Source organism: Amorphus coralli DSM 19760 (genome assembly GCF_000374525.1).
In the GTDB taxonomy this organism is placed as follows: domain Bacteria; phylum Pseudomonadota; class Alphaproteobacteria; order Rhizobiales; family Amorphaceae; genus Amorphus; species Amorphus coralli.
The window spans coordinates 149,507-166,067 of record NZ_KB894571.1 but is presented as its reverse complement, the minus strand read 5'-3'; the positions used below and the strand labels follow the sequence as shown (position 1 = coordinate 166,067).

The window sequence follows — 16,561 nt, the reverse complement described above, 5'->3', positions numbered from 1 at the left end:
GGCGCGGGCGCCGTGACAACCCGGCTGCCGATTTGCCCGCCAGGAGACCCTAACCAGGATGCGGACGGCACGAGGGCGCCCGCTCCGAAGCAGGCGAGGCGGCAGGGTACCGTGCAGCAGGACTGGTGCCTGTCCTCCGTGCGGTCATCGGAGACCGGCAGCGAATTGCCCGAACACAGCAGCACCGCATCCGGTCCGGCATCTGCCATCGACGCGTTGGCAACGGAGCCGCTCAGGGCCTGCAGGACGACGAAATAGGTGAGCAGGGCGGCAATCGCCCTGCCCAGTCCCCGGTCCGCCATCAGCAGTCTTATCGTCCGCATGGTGCCTTGTTAGCGCAGACATCCGGTCGAGACCATCGGTCCATGCTGCGCCATCGTGTCCGGCCGGCCGGTTGCCCCGGAGTGGCTAGTCTGCCAGAAATCGGAGCAATGGGGGTGCAATCCGCCCGCTGCTGCAGGGCAGGTGGATACGGCTCGCCACACGATCTCTCGTGCTTTCCCGTTCCTGGATGTCGATCTTCCCATGCGCAGTTTTCTTGTTGCCTTCCTTGTCGCCCTTTTCCTGTCGGCGGGCAGTGCGTCCGCCCAGCTCGGCATACCGCTTCCCAGCGGTTCGAGCGGAGACACGGCGGAAAGCAGCCAGGACGGCTCGGCGGAGACCGGCTCCGCTGAAGGGGGCGGAGAGGAAGCCGGCGGTACTGTCGACACCCTCATCCGCATTCTCGAGGACGACCAGGCGCGGGCGGAGCTGATCGCGCGTCTTAAGGAGAATGCGGGAGAGGCTGCCGCGGCGGCGCCGGCTGCGGCGGAGGCCACCAAGGAAGACTTCGGGCCCGCCCGGCTGGCGGCCGAATATACGCGCTCCCTCGCCAAGCAAGCCACGACCGTGGTCTCCGCCTTTGGCAAGGCCGGTTCCGATCTCAGAGCAGCTCTCAGTGATGCGGAGACCATCGATCTGGCCCGCGTCGGTAAGACGGTGCTCAATCTCTGTCTGTCGATCGCCGTGGTCTTCGGGACGTTCTTCGTGTTGCGGCTCTTCGCCCGGGGGGTTCTCGGGATGCTGGCGCGGCGCGCCGCGGGCAAGGGCTGGCTATCGCGGATGATGTCCGTGATTCCGGCGTTCTTGATTGAGGCCATCACCGTTCTGCTTGCCTGGGTGGCCGGCTACGTCTTCTCGCTGATCATCGGCGCCCGCGGCGAGATGAGCATCTACCAGACGCTGTTCCTGAACGCTTTCGTTGTCATCGAGGCGATCAAGCTGGTGGCCCGGCTTCTGCTGTCGCCCAGCCATCCGCCGCTGCGGTTCATTCCGTTCGGCGACACGGGTGCCGCCTACTGGTATTTTTGGCTGTCACGGGTGATTAGCCTGGTCGGCTACGGTCTCCTGTTCGTTGTGCCCGTCTCGGCTGCCGAACTCACTCCGCGCTTCGCCGAACTGATCAAGGATCTGGTGGTCCTGACCGCGGTGGTCATGACGATCCTGATCATCCTGCAGAACAAGACCCGGGTCCGCTCCTTCCTGCATCGGCGCCTGGACGCCGGGAAGACGGACGTTCTTGGCCGGGTGTTCGCCTTCGTCGGCAACCACTGGCACCAGATCTCGATCCTCTATCTCGTTGTCTTCTTCGTCCTGTGGGTCGTGAACCCGGTCGAGGCGCTGCCGTTCATGCTGGGCGCTACGGCAGACTCCCTGATCGCCATCGTGATTGGCGTTCTGGTCATCGCCTTCATTTCCAAGGCCATCGCCCTGGGTCTGAAGTTGCCGGATGACGTGAAGGAACGGCTGCCGCTGCTTGAAACGCGGCTGAACGCCTTCGTGCCGACCGTTCTCAAGGTCGTGCGCATCGTCGTGCTGGTTGGCGTGCTGCTGGCCATCGCGGATGCCTGGGACCTGCTGGAGGTCTTCGACTGGATCATTTCCGAGGACGGTCAGGGCTTCATCGGGACCATCCTGTCCGTGGCCATCGTGCTGGCGATCGGTGGCGGCATCTATCTCGCCGTGACCTCGTGGATCGAGTACCGGCTCAATCCGTCCTACGGCAAGGCGCCGACGGCCCGCGAGACGACGCTCCTGTCGCTGCTCAAGAACGCCTTCACCATCATCCTCTCGGTGATCGTGTTCATGCTGGTCCTGTCGGAGATCGGCGTGAACATCGGCCCGCTCCTGGCCTCCGTCGGTGTGCTCTCGCTGGCCTTCTCCTTCGGTGCGCAGAAGATGGTGCAGGACGTGGTCACCGGCGTGTTCATCCAGTTCGAGAACGCGATGAACACCGGCGACGTGGTCTCGGCCGGCGGAATCACCGGCGTGGTGGAAAAGCTGTCGATCCGGTCGGTGTCGCTGCGCTCGCTCGACGGCACGCTGCACATCGTGCCGTTCTCGTCGGTCGACGCCGTCTCGAACTTCATGAAGGGCTTCTCCTTCCACGTCGCCGAGGTGGGCGTCGCCTATCGGGAGTCCATCCCGGAAGTGAAGCAGGCCATGTTCGAGGCCTTCGAGAAGCTGAAGGAGACCGAGCACGCGGCCTCCATCATCGGCGAGCTGGAGATGCACGGCGTGACCCAGTTCGCGGATTCCTCCATCGTCGTGCGCGCGCGCATCAAGACCCCGCCCGGCAGCCAGTGGGCGGTGGGCCGCGCCTACAACGAGATCATCAAGGAGGTCTTCGACGCGCACGGCATCGAGATCCCGTTCCCGCACGTTACGCTCTACATGGGCGAAGACAAGCAGGGCAACGCGCCGCCGATGCGGGTGATCAACGAGAAGGACGGCGACCAGAAGAGGGTCGAGGCGCCGAAGCCCGCACTGAGCGAGGCGTCGGAGCCCGATACAACTCCGCCGGCGCAGGACGCCCCGCTCGACGACGGCGGCGACGGGCGCTGAACCTGCGGGTCGCCGCGACGGAGAGAGGCGGGCATGGTCCACCTTGTCGCCCTCTCCGGCCTGCCTGGCGTCGGAAAGACGACGATCGCCCGCGCGCTCGCTGGGGCTATCGGTGGCGCCCACCTGCGCATCGACAGCCTGGAAACCGCGCTGAAGCGGTCGAGCCTGAGGATCGATCCGGCCGAGGACGCGGGCTACGTGGCGGCCGCGGCGATCGCGCGGGACAATCTCGGCATCGGCCTTGATGTGGTGGCCGATGCGGTGAACCCGGTTGGCCGGTCCCGACAGCTTTGGGCCGACACGGCCGCCGCCACCGGGGCGGTCCTCCTCAACGTGGAGATCGTCTGTTCGGACCCGGGCGAGCATCGTCGCCGGGTGGAGGCGCCCCGTTCCGATCTGCCTGGGCTTGAAGTGCCCGACTGGGGAGCCGTGTGCTCAAGGCACTATGAGGCATGGGAAAGCGAGCCAGTCACCCTGGACACCGCACATCTGACGGTCGAGGCGTGCGTCGCAGCCCTGCGTGACGCGATGGGCCACCGGGGCTGAACCCGGCGACCGATCATCACGTGCAAAAAGCACGCGCAGCCCCTGACCCGGTGGCTCAGAACGCCGAGCTCAGCATCTTGACCGCGGTGATTGCCAGGAAGACGGCAAAGGCCAGCTTCAGGTAGCGCTGGTTCAGGCTGTGAGCCAGGCCGGCTCCGATCGGCGCGCAGAGGAAGGTGACCGGGAAGATGACGATGGCGGCCGGTACGCTGACATAGCCGAGCGACAGGGGCGGCCGTCCGTCAACCTCCATTCCCGACCAGATGAAGCCCAGCACGCCTGGCACGGCGATCAGGAGGCCGATGGCCGCCGCCGTTCCGACCGCCTTGTGAATCGGGAAGGAGAAGGCCGACAGGGTGGGGACCGACAGCGTGCCGCCGCCGATGCCCATCAGCGAGGAGAAGAAGCCGATCACCAAGGCGATGGCGCGGTTGACCAGGGAGCTCTTCGGCAGGGCGTCGCTGATCACCAGCGTCTTCGGAATGGCCATGTTGATGGACACCGCAAGCGCGATGAAGCCGAAGATCAGCAATAGGCCTTCGCCGTCGATGACCTTCGACAGGATGCCGCCCACCAGCGCGCCGACGGCCACGGCGGGCCCCCAGAGCTTCAGCAGAGACTTGTCGACGGCGCCGCGCTTGTTGTGGGCGCGCATGGACGAGATCGAGGTGGGAATGATGGTGATCAGAGAGGTCGCCACCGCGATCGGCATGGCGATCTCCGGTGCGAAGTGCAGCGTCGTCATGATCCAGAACAGCACCGGCACGATGACGATGCCACCGCCGACGCCGAGCAGTCCGGCCAGGATGCCGGCCACCACGCCGGTGGCGATCAGACCGAGCGCGAGCTGGATCAGGAGGCTGGTGGAATATCCGTCGAACGTCATGGTGGCCTTCTGGTCTGGGTCCGCCGGTCGGCGGGCGCCGCCAAGCATCCGCGAAAGTTCGGTGCATCGCCTGGGCGGGAGGAAACGGGTCGCGACAGGCGGGCATCGCGGCCAATGAGGAAGCGGCGGCCGAGCAAGCCGCCCGCCTTCAGCTAGCAAGAATCGATATTTCGGGAAAGGGCGCAGCAACGTCGGGCCCACGTCGCCGGCCTGTGCGCAAAACTTATGCCCCGGTGCGCGCTTCGAATTTGGGGGGGTGCCCGGGCAGCCCGTATGGTCTGCCGGGGTCGGGAAAGCCGGTGTCGCCCGGACTGTGTCCGGCGTTCACGACCCGGTCGCCAACCAGGAGTTTCCCGATGAGCAAAACCGCGCTTGTGGTTAGCGCCCACTCCGCCGATTTCGTTTGGCGGTGCGGTGGCGCGATCGCCCTTCACCAGACCCAGGGCTACGACGTCACGGTGGTCTGCCTCTCCTACGGTGAGCGCGGCGAGAGCGCGAAACTGTGGAAGCAGGAGGGGATGACGCTCGGCAAGGTGAAGGCCGAGCGGCAGCGCGAAGCGGAGAACGCGGCGAAGGCGCTGGACGCGCACGACATCCGCTTCTTCGATGTCGGCGACTACCCGCTCGACCTGGGGCGTGAGACCCAGGAGCGGATGGTCGACGTCATCCGGAAGGTCCAGCCGGCCTTCATGATGAGCCACTCCAAGTGGGACCCGTACAACACGGACCACATGTACACGACGGACTTCACGCTCACCTGCCGGATGATCGCCCAGGCCTGGGGTCACAAGCCCGGAGAGAAGGTGCTCGGCGCCCCGCAGCTCTACCTGTTCGAGCCGCACCAGACCGAGCAGATGGAATGGAAGCCCGACACGATCCTCGACATCACCGATGTCTGGGAGAAGAAGTGGGCGGCGATCCAGTGCATGCAGGGCCAGGAGCATCTCTGGCACTTCTACAAGAACGTTGCCGAGAACCGCGCCAACCACTTCCGCCGCAACTCCGGTGGCCAGGCGGGCGGGCGCGCGGCGCAGTATGCCGAGGCCTTCCAGTCGGTCTTCCCGCGTACCGTGGACACGCTGTGATGGCCGGCTCGACGACACACGCGGGTATCATCGTCCAGTCCATCGAACGCGCCGACCAGGCGGCGATCGACGGGCTTGGCGAATGCGGCGTGGCGACCGTCCACGAGGCGCAGGGCCGCAAGGGCCTGCTCGCTGCCTACATGCGCCCGATCTATTCCGGAGCGCGGCTCGCTGCCTCCGCCGTGACGATCTCGGCGCCGCCCTGTGACAACTGGATGGTCCACGTCGCCATCGAGCAGCTCAAGGCCGGCGACATCCTTGTCCTCGCGCCGACGTCGCCGTCCGATGCCGGATATTTCGGTGACCTGCTGGCGACATCGGCCAAGGTGCGCGGCTGCAGAGGGCTGGTGATCGATGCCGGCGTGCGCGACACCCGCGACCTGACCGAAATGGAGTTTCCGGTCTGGTCGAAGGCGGTCTTTGCTCAGGGGACGGTCAAGGAGACGCTCGGTTCGGTCAATGTGCCCGTCGTCTGCGCTGGCGAACTGGTCAATCCGGGCGACGTGATCGTTGCCGACGACGACGGCGTCTGCGTGGTTCGCCGCGAAGAGGCGGCCGAGGTGCTTGAGAAGGCGAAAGCACGCGAGGCGAACGAGGCCGAGAAGCGGGCCCGTTTCGAAGCTGGCGAGCTTGGCCTCGATATCTACGGCATGCGGGAGAAGCTCGCCGCCAAGGGCCTGAAATACATCTGAGGCAACGATGACCGAGACCGGCGTGGCCTGCATGTGGATGCGGGGCGGAACCTCCAAGGGCGGCTACTTCCTGAAGGACGACCTGCCGGTCGATCCCGCGGAGCGCGACCGGTTTTTGCTGCGGGCGATGGGCTCGCCGGACGACCGGCAGATCGACGGGATGGGCGGCGCCGATCCGCTCACCTCCAAGGTTGCGGTGGTCTCGAAGTCGGAGCGCGACGGCGTCGACGTGGACTATCTGTTCCTGCAGGTGTTCGTGGATCAGGCGCTGGTGTCCGACAGCCAGAATTGCGGCAACATCCTCGCCGGCGTCGGGCCGTTTGCCATCGAGCGCGGCCTGGTCGAGGCGGGCAACGGGCGAACCGACGTCCGCATCTTCATGGAGAACACCGGACAGATCGCGGTCGCCACGGTGGAAACGCCGGTCGGCCGCGTCCGCTACGACGGCGAGTCCCGCATCGACGGCGTTCCGGGCACCGCGGCGCCGATCCCCATCGTCTTCCAGGATACGGCCGGCTCCACCTGCGGGGCGCTGCTGCCCACCGGCAATGCGGTGGACACGGTCGAGGGCGTCGAGGTGACGCTCATCGACAACGGCATGCCGTGCGTCATCCTCGCCGCCGCTGATTTCGGCCTTTCCGGCGACGAGACGCCGACCGAACTGGAGGCCAACGCCGATCTCCGCGCCCGTGTGGAAAAGATCCGGCTGGCGGTCGGCCCGATGATGAACCTGGGCGACGTCACGGAGAAGTCAGTGCCGAAGATGACGCTGGTCTCGCCGGCGAAGGACGGCGGTTGCATCTCCACCCGCACCTTCATTCCGCATCGCGCCCACAAGGCGATCGGCGTGCTCGGCGCGGTATCGGTCGGTACAGCCTGCCTGCTGGACGACGGTGCCGCCGCGCGCATCACCAGCGTGCCGGACGGCCGGGAAAAGGCGCTCTCCATCGAGCACCCGACCGGCGAGTTCACCGTGATCGCGACGCTGGACGATGCCGGCCAGGTCAAGTCCGCCGGCGTGCTGCGCACCGCTCGCAAGCTCATGGACGGGGTGGTGTTTGGCTAAGCGACCGCAGGAAAAGTGGGAACCGGTTTTCCGGTCGCGAGTGCGGCTGGAAAATCACTCTTCGCTCACACCAGGTGCGCTGCCGCGCGCGCCGGATCTACATGCCACGCGACAGAATCGGCGAGCGCCACTAGGCTGCAGCGCTTCCGCTTGCTGCGACCGTCGAGGCCATGCGCGACTATCCCAACATCCGCCATATCCGGCTGATCGATGCCGCAGTTCGCCTCGGCTCGCTGTCGCGGGCAGCCGATGCCGTGGGAATTTCGCAGCCGGCGGCTTCCCAGGCGCTGGCGCGGCTGGAGCGGCTTTTCGGTGGCAAGCTCCTGGAGCGTGATGGGGCGGGGGCGAAGGCAACACCGCGGGGGGCGGTGGTGGCGCGGCGCTCGAAGCGGGCGCTTTCGCTGCTGAAGTCGGGCCATGCCCGGCTCGCCCGTCTGGCGAAGGGCGGTAGCAGGGCGGCTGATCTTGCCGAGCCACAGACCTCCATGACCCATCTCAGGGCGCTTTCGGCCTTTGCGGAGACCGGCAGCTTTTCCGCTGCTTCGCGCCGACTCGGGCTGACGGAGCCCTCGGTGCAGCGGGCGGCTCGGGAGCTGGAGCAGATCGCTGCCGTGGCGCTGTTCGACGGGGCGGGGCGGCATCTCGTTCTGTCGCCGGCGGGGCGGCTCCTGGGGCGCCATGCCCACCTTGTCCTCAAGGAGATCGACGCCGCCTGGGATGAGATCCGCGAGCTCGAGGGCGCCTATGACGGGCGGGTGATGGTGGCGACGCTGCCGCTGGTGCGCACCCGGATCATTCCGACGGCCGTGGTGGCGCTCACGGAGAAACGGCCCCAGGCCGACATCGAGATCGTCGACGGTCCCTACGACACACTGGTCCAGGATCTCGCCAATGGCCGGGTCGACATGCTCGTCGGGGCGCTGCGCGAGGATCTTCCCCGGCGCGATCTCGCCCAGGAGCCGCTCTTCACCGACGATCTTTCGGTGGTCGCCCGAGCCGGGCATCCACTGGCCCGCAAACGGCTGACTCCGGCCATGCTCGGCCGCTTTCCCTGGGTGTTGCCGCGGGAAGGCACGCCGAGCCGGACGATGTTCGAGCGGCTTGCGAAGGGGTTCGATGCCGGTTGGAACGGGGTCGGGATCGTGGAAACCGGGTCGCTGGTGGCGCTGCGCGGCATCCTCATGCAGTCGGACCGGCTGACCATCCTGTCGCGCCGGCAGATTCTCTTCGAGGAGGAGGCGGGCTTCCTGACGGTATTGCCGTTTCGACTGTACGAGACCGGTCGGCCGATCGGGATCACCACGCGCGCCGACTGGGAACCGACGGCGCTGCAGGCCGACTTTCTGTCCGCACTGCGCCACGCGGTGGCCGAGGAGGGCGGGGGGTCGCGGGGGCGGAAAGGCGGCCGGGATGGCTGACGATCTAACTGCCCTCGCGGCCCGCACCCAGGAGATCTACGAGAAGAACGCCGCCCGCTTCGATGCCGAACGCCCACGCGGCCTGATCGAGCGCGCCTGGCTTGACCGGTTCCTGGACGGTCTGCCGCTGGGCGCCGCAATCCTCGACCTGGGCTGCGGCACCGGCGATCCCATCGCCCATTTCATCGCCGCGCGCGGATACGGGGTGGTCGGCGTCGATGCTTCGGAAGCGATGATCGGGCTTGCCCGCCAGAAGCGCCCGAAGGGCGACTGGCGTGTTGCCGACATGCGGTCCCTCGACCTGACGGAGCGCTTCGACGGGATCCTCGGCTGGGACTCCTTCTTCCACCTGACCCGCAACGAGCAGCGGGCGGTGCTGCCGCGCCTCGCGGCGCACCTGAAGCCCGGAGGCCGCCTGATGCTGACGGTGGGGCCAAGTGACGGCGAGGTGGCGGGTCATGTCGGCGACGACCCGATCTACCATTCGAGCCTGTCGCCGGAGGCCTACCGTACGCTGCTCGCCGAGCACGGTGTCCTCGTGACGGAGTTCGTCGCCGAGGATCCGGGCTGTGACTTCCACACGGTGCTTCTCGCGCAAAAACGCGGCGGTGAGCCGCGCTGATGCGCGGGCGTCAGACCTCGTAGCGGCCCATGTGCTCCTCGAGGAAGGCGAGGGTGCGCTCCCCGGCGACGCGGGCGGCATCGGCGTCGAAGGACGGGCGGTGATCGCAGTTGAAGCCGTGGCCCGCCGCGTAGACGTGGATCTCGACGTCCGGGCGCTTGACCTTGATCTCCTCGACGTCGGCCATCGGGATGGTGTGGTCGGTCTCGCCGAAGTGAAGCATGGTCGGGCACAGCGGCGTCGCATCGGCCATCTTCACGATCATCCCGCCATAGTAGCCGACCGCGGCAGCGAGGCCGTGCCAGCGGGTGGCGGCGGCGAACGCCACCGAGCCGCCGAGACAGTAGCCGACCACGGCGACGGGGCCGTGCTCGCCGAGCCAGTTCTTGGCCGCTTCGGTATCGCGCATGAAGGCGTCGAAGTCGGGGTTCTGGATGAAGGTTCGGGCCTTGGCGACCTCTTCCTCGCTATAGCCGGACTCAAAGCCCGGCTGCGTACGATCGAAGAGTGCTGGCGCGAGCGCGGTGTAGCCGGCATCGGCGAACCAGTCGCACACCTCGCGAATGTGCCGGTTCACACCAAAGATCTCCTGAACGACGACGACGCCGCCCTTCGAGGGCTCGCCCGGACGGGCAAGGTAGGCGGACAGCGTGTGGCCGTCGCTGGCGGTCAGGTCGATCGTCTCACCCATGGGGTCGTCTCCAGATCGCGAAAAGGAGGTTCAAATTGGATCGCAGATTGCGTTCAGGCCGTCCAGTAGAGCCGGGCCGGATTGTCGACCAGCAGACTCTGCATCAGGGACGGAGTAGGCGCCATCAGCGGAAGCAGGTCCACCAGGTCACCATCGTTAGGCATGAAGCGCTTCACGTTGGGATGCGGGAAGTCCGTGCCCCAGAGGACCCGGTCCGGAAAGGTCTCCACCAGTGCGCGCGCGAACGGGATCGCGTCGTGGAAGGGCGGACCGGCCCGTGAGATCCGCTCCGAACCGGAGACTTTCACCCAGAAGCGCTCGTCCTGCATGAGATTGAGGAGAAGGCGGAAGGCCAGCTGGTCAAGGCCCTGGCTGGCGTCGACGCGGCCCATATGGTCGATGACCATGGTCAGCGGGATGCGGTCCAGAACCGGGGCCAGCGTCTCCAGCCGGTCGGCGTCGAAATGGACGACGAGATGCCAGCCGAGCGGGCCGATCTTGTCGACCACCCTGAGCACGCCGTCGATATCGGCGTCAGCGCCCAGGTGACGGACGAAGTTGAAGCGCACACCCTTGATGCCGCCGGCGTCCAGACGCTGCAACTCGTCGGTGGACACGTCGGCATCGACCATGGCGATGCCCTTGTAGCGGCCTTCGCCGGCGGCAATGGCGTCCAGCATCGCCGTGTTGTCCCGGCCGTGACAGCTCGCCTGGACGATCACCGAGCGGTCGATGCCGAGGTGGCGGTGCAGGGCGAACAGCGTTTCCTTGCCGGCATCGACGGGCGTGTAGGTGCGGCCCGGCGCATAGGGAAACACATCGCCGGGACCGAACACGTGGCAGTGGGCGTCGCAGGCGCCCGTGGGCAGCTTCGTCTCGGGCGTCTTGGGCGCCGTGTCGTAAGGTAGGCCGCCGGTTGCCGGTTTGCTGCCCACGCTGCTGTCGCTCATTGTTTTGCGTCGGTTCGCGCTTCGTCGTCGGAATAGGCGGTGATCACGTTGAGCACCGCCGGTCGGCCTTCGTTCTCGATCACGTCGAGGGCGCGGGCAAGCGCGGCCGGCAGGGCGTCTGCCGTCTCCACCTTCTCGCCGTAGCCGCCGGAGGCTTCCACCACCTTCTCGTAGTCCGGCGACGGCTCCAGGTAGGTCATCGGCGCCTGGTTCGAGTGGGCCGCGGCCCCATCGGGATAGACGCCGAGGGTCGCCCGACGCACCGCTGCCCACATCCGGTTGTTGCAGACGATGGTCAAGGTCGGGATGTCCATCGCCCGCGACATGAAGTGCGCCGGCGTCGGGTTGCCGAACATGTAGCTGCCGTCGCCCACCACGGCGATGACCCGGCGCGAGGGATCCGCCAGCTTGATGCCGAGCGAAGTGCCAAGGCCCCAGCCGAGACCGCCCGCGGAAGGGGTGGAGAAGAAGGTGCCGGGCTCGGAGAAATTCATGTGTACGATGGGGAACGGCGTTTCTACCACGACCGTGTCGCTCGGGCGCTGGATGTCGGCGAGGCACTTGGCGATCCAGGCATTCGACGAGGGGCCGGCACCGGCCTTCGGCGCGCGGGCAGCAAGGGCAGCGCGCTTCGTCTCATGCTTCGCTTCCAGCTCCCGGCGGCGTTCGGCCAGCACGGCATCGGGCGTCGGGGCAGTTGCCAGCGCGGCAAGGATCGTGGCGCCATCGCCAGCGACGGATGCATCAACGGGGAAGCTGCGGATCGGATAGCGGGAGAACAGCGGATCGATGCCCAGGTGCAGCACCTTCGCGCCTTCGGCCAGCTTGTGGTTGGCCGGGATCCAAGGCACGTCGCTCTCCGCCACGATGACCAGATCGGCGTCGCCGATCTGCTGGGTGACGTCGAAGCCCATGTGGCACGGATGGGCGTTCGGCAGCGCCATGTAGCGGGTCCGGTAGGGCACTACCGCAACGCTCTGGGCTTCCGCGAAGGCGGTCAGGGCGGCCACTTCGTCTGCCGTCTTGCCGAGGCTGGAGCACACGAGGAGCGGTTTCTTCGCATCCGCCAGCATGGCGGCCGCGGTCTCCAGCGCCTGCGGATCCGGGCGCGGCGTCGGCGAGGCCGGCGTCATCGGTGTGGGAGCCGCGGCCGACGCCTCGCCGGCCAGCACCTCGCGCGGCAGGGTCATGTAGATCGGCCCCTTCGGCTCGCTCATGGAGATTGCGAGGGCCCGGTCGACGGCCAGCGCCGCCTGGTCGGGATAGCGGAGCTCATAGTCCCACTTCACGACCTCTCGCAGCATGGCGCCCTGGTCGAACATCTCCTGGCCCCAGTGGATGAAGGCGGTTCGCGAGCCCGGCATGCCATCCTCCAAGACCGGCGTGCGGCCTGCGGCGAGGAAGACCGGAGTGCGCTCGCGGCCCGCGTTGATCAGGCCACAGATCGCGTTGGCGGTGCCGACATTGACGTGCAGGATCACCGCCTGCGGACGCCCGGTCACGAGATAGACGCCCTGGGCCATGCACACCGCGACATTCTCGTGAGGCACGGTCACCGGCAGCGGCATCTCGACGCCGGAGGCGGCGGAGTTGGCAAAGGCCTCGATGATCGGCGGGAAGTCGGTGCCGGCGTTGCCGAAGACGTAGTCGACGCCGTGGGTCGCCAGCGCGTTCAGAAACAACTCGGCGCCGGTGGCTGCGGACGTGGGCGTGGTCTCGGTCATGTGGCGTTCTCTCCCGCTGCGACCCTGTGGCCGGTTGTGCGGACGCGTGGCGGCGTCCATTCTGTCAGGGACCCTGACATAAGGAGGCGCTGCTGCCAAATACAGAAGAGTGGGGAGACGCCTAATTCCAAACCGCGAACCCCATGCCGCAGCCGGTTCCCGCCTCGGAGCGGTAGCAGGGAATGTACTCCTGCCAGGCGGTTTCAAGGTGCTCGCAGGCGCCGGCGACCGTGATCCAGTTGCGGATCTCCGAGGTGCCGGAGTTGAGCCGGTTGACGTCGATGGTCTTGAGAGCCTCGGCATCCTTTGTGCGGCAGGCTTCAAGCACCATCCGGTCGAGTTCCTCGTCCACGGCGAAATGGCTGAGCCCACCGGACCCCAGAATGCCCACCCGGTCGCTGCCGGGGAAGGCGCGGACAGCCCTGGCGATCGCGCGGCCGAGTTCGTAGCAGCGCGCCGGGCGCGGCTGGTTGGGTGGAAAATAGGTGTTGAGCGCCACCGGGACGATGGGCACGATTGTCTGCGTCATCAGGCGCTGGTGGACATAGCCGAAGGCGTGGCCCTCGCCGTGCGCCTTGCCGAGACGCTTGGCCTGGGAGATGTCGAACGCATTGTCCATGAGCGCGCCGATCAAGTGCTCGGCGAGGACGTGCGCCACCGGATACTCGATCGGCGCGTCTTTCACGTGGAACTGGGAGCGCGCGTGGCGCCAGAACTGCGGGGCCTCGTCCGGCATGTTCAGCGGATTGTTGACGATGGTTTCGCCGCGGTAGATCAGGATCGCCGGCAGATTGTCATCGCCGTACTGCTCGTTCTGATCGTCGCCGATGATGATGAGGGCGTCGAGATCGGCGGCGGCGATCTCGCGGTCGAGACGGGCGATGGTGTCGGTACAGGCCTGGGCGCGCTGCTCCAGCACCTCCGGCCTGATCTGGTCGCGGATCGACGGATCGGCCCGTGCCAGAAGGTCCCCGTAGGTTACCGCGCGACCATTCTGGTCGAGAAGCTTTCGTCCGGCGGCGTCGATTTCGGCGTGCTTGGGATAATCCTCTGCGGGACTGTTGAGGAGCGGGCTGTGCGACGCTCCAATGCCCATCACGATCTCTGCCATTGATCTCTCTCTCCCTCCCTGCAGGGACTTCGTCCCCGTCTTGCGGCTGCCGGAAGGGGTGGTCTTGGATCGAATTGGCGAAATGCCTGTTTCTCTCCGAACCCCTCGATCATCCGGTGCCGGTTTGTTAGACAAGTGTCTAAATGAATTCACCGAACAGGGAAAGAGACCTTTTCCGCGTTCAGTTTCCGTCGTTTCGCAAGGAGACACCATGACCGATCAGACCACGCTTTCGCCGTCCAGCGACCCCGCGCCCGCGCCGATTGCCCGCGCCAAGGGACCCACGCGGCAGCTGACCGTCGTCGAAGCGCACAATGTCACTCCGTCGATGCGCCGGGTGAGTTTCGTTTTCAGTGGCGTGGAAACCTTCGCCTACCAGCCCGGCCAGGCGCTGGTCTTCGCAATTCCCACCGCGGACGGTGGATTGGGCCGGCGCGACTACACCATCCGCTCGCTCGACCGGAACACTGGCCGGCTGGACGTCGATTTCGTGCTGCATGGCGATGCGCCGGGTGCCAGCTGGGCCCGGAACGCAAAGCCGGGTGACATGCTGGAAGCGCGCGGCCCGCGCGGTGCCACGGTGTTCGACGCGGAGGCCGGCTGGCACCTGCTCGTGGGCGACGAGACCTGTATCCCGGCGCTCTTCCACATTCTCGAAGACATGCCGGAGGGCACACCGGCTGCCGTCTTCATCGAAGTCGGCGGACCGGAGGACGAGCAGCCGGTCGAGACGGTTGCGAACCTCGCGCTGACATGGGTGCACCGGACCGCGGATCGGGCCGAGAACGACACCGGTCTGATCGAGGCGCTAGACGGCTTTGCTTTCCCGGACGGGCGGGGCCACGCCTACGTGATCGGCGAGACCGGCAAGGTCCGGCAGATGCGGCGTCGGCTCATCGAGCGCGGCCTGGGGAAGGACCAGGTCTCGGCGGAGGGGTACTGGCGGCCCGGCCGCATCGGCGGGCACGACCATGTGAAGGACTGAGCAATCCCAGGAAAAGTGCTCTTGCGGTTTTCCGTCCGGGATTGCGACTAAGGGAATCTCTTTCCCCTCACGCCGAGTTCGCTTCGCTCACCGGCTTCGGGTGGGCGGCCTGACCGGCCGGCGCGCGGTCGCGTGCTGGCTTCGCTGCGCTCGGCGAAAGTGGTCCGACGACCGCAGACTAGCCGAACAGGTCCGGCTGATCCTCGATGGCGCCCTCGAGCGCCAGAAGCCGGCGCTTGAGGGCGATGCCGCCGGTGGCGGAGAAGCCGACCATGCGGCCGTCGGCGCCCATCACCCGGTGGCAGGGAACGATGGGGGGGAACGGGTTCTTGCCCAGCGACACGCCGACGGCCCGCGACAGCGCCACATCGCCGAGACGGAAGGCAACGTCGCCATAGGTAAGGGCGCGGCCGCGTGGGATGGAGCGGCAGACGTCGTACACACGCCTGTCGAAGTCGGCGATGGCCGTCATGTCGAGCGGCGCGCGGGAGAGATCGGCCTCGCCGCCGTCCATGAGGGAGGCAATGCCGTCCGCCACTGGCTTGAGAGAAATGGGCAGGGGCGCCCGCCCGATGGGGCCGTGGCTGTGCTCCAGCCGCCGCCAGGCCGCGTTCGCATCGGCCTCGGGCAGGCACACGCCGACGATGCCGGCGTCGCCCCAGACGAGGCCGCACACGCCGAGTGGCGTGTCGAAGACGGCTCCTTGAAGGCTGGCATCGGTCATCGGTCGGCTCCAGAGGACGAAGTTTGCGCCCGACGCGTGCGAGTCACCAGAGTCAAAGATGTTGGCAGAGGAGAGTGCCCGCCGCGCTGACGGGGTCCATCAGGCCGCCAGAGCAGCACCCGAACCGGAGGCCGGCAGGAGCCAGGCGTCGCGGACGTGAACATGGATCGTGTCGCCAATGGAGGCGCGGTCCGAAAGATTGAGAAGGAGCGGCTCGTCCAGACCGTCCGGCCGGGCGTGCACTTCCCAGAAACCGCCCCGATAGGTCGCGCGCTCGACAGTTGCTGCGAGCCCCCGGTCTGTGAGGTCCACATCCTCCGGCCGGATCATGATCCGGGCGGCCCCCGGAGCGGCGCCGGAAGGAGCGGCGACCTCGATTTCGGTGCCGGCGAGCAGAACCTGGGCGCGGCCGGTGGAAGTGGCCGTGACGGTGACGGGGGCCACGGCGCTGCGCCCGATGAAGCGGGCGACGCGCTCGTCGGACGGGCGGCGATAGACGTCCTCGGGACTGGCAGCCTGGAGGATGCGGCCTTCCCACATGATCGCGACCCGGTCGGCAAGCGCCATTGCCTCGCGCTGGTCGTGGGTGATGTAGAGGGTGGTCGCGCCGCTGGAGCTATGGAAGCGGGCCAGTTCCTCTTCCATGGCATGGCGCAGGTGCGGGTCCAGATTGGCCAGCGGCTCGTCCATCAGGATGGTGTCGGCGCGCTGGGCAAGGCAGCGCGCGAGTGCCACGCGCTGGCGTTGGCCACCGGACAGGTCGGCGGGCTTGCGGCCGGCGAAGGGGGTGAGTTCGACCGTGGCGAGACAGTCGGCCGTGCGGCGCTCCCGATCCGCCCGGGAAACCCCTTCGCTGCGGATCGGGAAGGCGACGTTCTCCGCGACGCTCATGTGCGGCCACAGGGCATAGGACTGGAAGACGACGCCGACGCTGCGCTCTTCCGGCGCGAGGCTGAGGCCCGGGCCGGCGACCGCGCGGCCGGCAATGGCGATCTCGCCCGCGTCGAGCTTTTCCAGGCCGGCAATCAGGCGCAGCAGCGTGGACTTGCCGCAGCCCGAGGGGCCGAGAACGACGAAGAACTCGCCGGCGGCGATATCGAGCGTGACCCGGTCAACGGCCGGTTCCGCTCCGAACGACTTGGTGACGTCGGTGAGGGCGATGGACATGGGCCGACACA

15 protein-coding genes are annotated in these 16,561 nt (G+C 67.2%); 8 read left to right on the top strand and 7 right to left on the bottom strand.

Annotation, left to right across the window (positions count from 1 at the left end):
* The first annotated feature begins 525 nt into the window (after nucleotides 1-525).
* Both C507_RS0104850 and C507_RS0104845 read left to right on the top strand, forming a co-directional pair.
* On the top strand, nucleotides 526-2,883 hold the full coding sequence (locus C507_RS0104850) for a mechanosensitive ion channel domain-containing protein (protein WP_018698538.1): 2,358 nt from the start codon (nucleotides 526-528) through the stop codon (nucleotides 2,881-2,883).
* Between the two features lie 33 nt (nucleotides 2,884-2,916).
* The gene (locus tag C507_RS0104845; protein WP_018698537.1) at nucleotides 2,917-3,429 is read left to right on the top strand and encodes a P-loop nucleotide/nucleoside kinase family protein; all 513 of its coding nucleotides are present in this window, start codon (nucleotides 2,917-2,919) and stop codon (nucleotides 3,427-3,429) included.
* A gap of 55 nt (nucleotides 3,430-3,484) precedes the next feature.
* Here the strand turns inward: C507_RS0104845 and C507_RS0104840 are convergent, their stop codons facing one another.
* Nucleotides 3,485-4,315: a sulfite exporter TauE/SafE family protein gene (locus tag C507_RS0104840; RefSeq protein WP_026318854.1), complete on the bottom strand. Its 831-nt coding sequence runs from the start codon at nucleotides 4,313-4,315 to the stop codon at nucleotides 3,485-3,487.
* A 356-nt stretch (nucleotides 4,316-4,671) separates the two neighbouring features.
* Between C507_RS0104840 and C507_RS0104835 the strand changes: the two genes are divergently transcribed.
* The 5 genes from C507_RS0104835 to C507_RS0104815 all read left to right on the top strand — a co-directional run bounded on the left by C507_RS0104835 (nucleotide 4,672) and on the right by C507_RS0104815 (nucleotide 9,198).
* Nucleotides 4,672-5,400, top strand: coding sequence for a PIG-L deacetylase family protein (locus C507_RS0104835; RefSeq protein ID WP_018698535.1), 729 nt, complete (start codon nucleotides 4,672-4,674; stop codon nucleotides 5,398-5,400).
* Entirely contained in the window at nucleotides 5,400-6,092 is a 693-nt protein-coding gene (locus C507_RS0104830; RefSeq protein ID WP_018698534.1) for a 4-carboxy-4-hydroxy-2-oxoadipate aldolase/oxaloacetate decarboxylase, read from the top strand. The genes C507_RS0104835 and C507_RS0104830 overlap by 1 nt, the downstream gene beginning before the upstream one ends.
* 7 nt (nucleotides 6,093-6,099) lie before the next feature.
* Complete coding sequence (locus tag C507_RS0104825; RefSeq protein ID WP_018698533.1) at nucleotides 6,100-7,158, top strand: 4-oxalomesaconate tautomerase; 1,059 nt, start codon at nucleotides 6,100-6,102, stop codon at nucleotides 7,156-7,158.
* A gap of 170 nt (nucleotides 7,159-7,328) precedes the next feature.
* Entirely contained in the window at nucleotides 7,329-8,576 is a 1,248-nt protein-coding gene (locus C507_RS0104820; protein ID WP_018698532.1) for a LysR family transcriptional regulator, read from the top strand.
* Complete coding sequence (locus C507_RS0104815; RefSeq protein WP_018698531.1) at nucleotides 8,569-9,198, top strand: class I SAM-dependent DNA methyltransferase; 630 nt, start codon at nucleotides 8,569-8,571, stop codon at nucleotides 9,196-9,198. The genes C507_RS0104820 and C507_RS0104815 overlap by 8 nt, the downstream gene beginning before the upstream one ends.
* A gap of 10 nt (nucleotides 9,199-9,208) precedes the next feature.
* Here the strand turns inward: C507_RS0104815 and C507_RS0104810 are convergent, their stop codons facing one another.
* The 4 genes from C507_RS0104810 to C507_RS0104795 all read right to left on the bottom strand — a co-directional run bounded on the left by C507_RS0104810 (nucleotide 9,209) and on the right by C507_RS0104795 (nucleotide 13,674).
* Nucleotides 9,209-9,889 carry a dienelactone hydrolase family protein gene (locus C507_RS0104810; RefSeq protein ID WP_018698530.1) on the bottom strand — a complete coding sequence of 227 codons (681 nt, stop codon included), beginning with the start codon at nucleotides 9,887-9,889 and terminating at the stop codon, nucleotides 9,209-9,211.
* Nucleotides 9,890-9,942: 53 nt separating this feature from the next.
* A complete protein-coding gene (locus C507_RS0104805) occupies nucleotides 9,943-10,839 on the bottom strand; it encodes an amidohydrolase family protein (protein WP_018698529.1) in 897 nt (298 codons plus the stop codon).
* Nucleotides 10,836-12,563: a thiamine pyrophosphate-requiring protein gene (locus C507_RS20375; protein WP_018698528.1), complete on the bottom strand. Its 1,728-nt coding sequence runs from the start codon at nucleotides 12,561-12,563 to the stop codon at nucleotides 10,836-10,838. The genes C507_RS0104805 and C507_RS20375 overlap by 4 nt, the downstream gene beginning before the upstream one ends.
* A 121-nt stretch (nucleotides 12,564-12,684) precedes the next feature.
* Nucleotides 12,685-13,674 carry a DODA-type extradiol aromatic ring-opening family dioxygenase gene (locus C507_RS0104795; protein WP_018698527.1) on the bottom strand — a complete coding sequence of 330 codons (990 nt, stop codon included), beginning with the start codon at nucleotides 13,672-13,674 and terminating at the stop codon, nucleotides 12,685-12,687.
* A 211-nt stretch (nucleotides 13,675-13,885) separates the two neighbouring features.
* On the opposite strand from C507_RS0104795, the gene C507_RS0104790 reads away from it, so the two are divergent.
* Complete coding sequence (locus C507_RS0104790) at nucleotides 13,886-14,659, top strand: siderophore-interacting protein (RefSeq protein WP_018698526.1); 774 nt, start codon at nucleotides 13,886-13,888, stop codon at nucleotides 14,657-14,659.
* A 178-nt stretch (nucleotides 14,660-14,837) separates the two neighbouring features.
* Here C507_RS0104790 and C507_RS0104785 read toward each other — a convergent pair whose 3' ends face one another.
* Both C507_RS0104785 and C507_RS0104780 read right to left on the bottom strand, forming a co-directional pair.
* Nucleotides 14,838-15,383, bottom strand: coding sequence for a methylated-DNA--[protein]-cysteine S-methyltransferase (locus C507_RS0104785; protein WP_018698525.1), 546 nt, complete (start codon nucleotides 15,381-15,383; stop codon nucleotides 14,838-14,840).
* A gap of 99 nt (nucleotides 15,384-15,482) precedes the next feature.
* Entirely contained in the window at nucleotides 15,483-16,550 is a 1,068-nt protein-coding gene (locus C507_RS0104780; RefSeq protein ID WP_018698524.1) for an ABC transporter ATP-binding protein, read from the bottom strand.
* Nucleotides 16,551-16,561 lie beyond the last annotated feature (11 nt).

Excerpts from the sequence above, each read along its gene's own strand:
- C507_RS0104850 (WP_018698538.1), top strand. The coding sequence starts at position 526 with ATGCGCAGTTTTCTTGTTGCCTTCCTTGTCGCCCTTTTCCTGTCGGCG.
- C507_RS0104845 (WP_018698537.1), top strand. The coding sequence starts at position 2,917 with ATGGTCCACCTTGTCGCCCTCTCCGGCCTGCCTGGCGTCGGAAAGACG.
- C507_RS0104840 (WP_026318854.1), bottom strand. The coding sequence starts at position 4,315 with ATGACGTTCGACGGATATTCCACCAGCCTCCTGATCCAGCTCGCGCTC.
- C507_RS0104835 (WP_018698535.1), top strand. The coding sequence starts at position 4,672 with ATGAGCAAAACCGCGCTTGTGGTTAGCGCCCACTCCGCCGATTTCGTT.
- C507_RS0104830 (WP_018698534.1), top strand. The coding sequence starts at position 5,400 with ATGGCCGGCTCGACGACACACGCGGGTATCATCGTCCAGTCCATCGAA.
- C507_RS0104825 (WP_018698533.1), top strand. The coding sequence starts at position 6,100 with ATGACCGAGACCGGCGTGGCCTGCATGTGGATGCGGGGCGGAACCTCC.
- C507_RS0104820 (WP_018698532.1), top strand. The coding sequence starts at position 7,329 with ATGCGCGACTATCCCAACATCCGCCATATCCGGCTGATCGATGCCGCA.
- C507_RS0104815 (WP_018698531.1), top strand. The coding sequence starts at position 8,569 with ATGGCTGACGATCTAACTGCCCTCGCGGCCCGCACCCAGGAGATCTAC.
- C507_RS0104810 (WP_018698530.1), bottom strand. The coding sequence starts at position 9,889 with ATGGGTGAGACGATCGACCTGACCGCCAGCGACGGCCACACGCTGTCC.
- C507_RS0104805 (WP_018698529.1), bottom strand. The coding sequence starts at position 10,839 with ATGAGCGACAGCAGCGTGGGCAGCAAACCGGCAACCGGCGGCCTACCT.
- C507_RS20375 (WP_018698528.1), bottom strand. The coding sequence starts at position 12,563 with ATGACCGAGACCACGCCCACGTCCGCAGCCACCGGCGCCGAGTTGTTT.
- C507_RS0104795 (WP_018698527.1), bottom strand. The coding sequence starts at position 13,674 with ATGGCAGAGATCGTGATGGGCATTGGAGCGTCGCACAGCCCGCTCCTC.
- C507_RS0104790 (WP_018698526.1), top strand. The coding sequence starts at position 13,886 with ATGACCGATCAGACCACGCTTTCGCCGTCCAGCGACCCCGCGCCCGCG.
- C507_RS0104785 (WP_018698525.1), bottom strand. The coding sequence starts at position 15,383 with ATGACCGATGCCAGCCTTCAAGGAGCCGTCTTCGACACGCCACTCGGC.
- C507_RS0104780 (WP_018698524.1), bottom strand. The coding sequence starts at position 16,550 with ATGTCCATCGCCCTCACCGACGTCACCAAGTCGTTCGGAGCGGAACCG.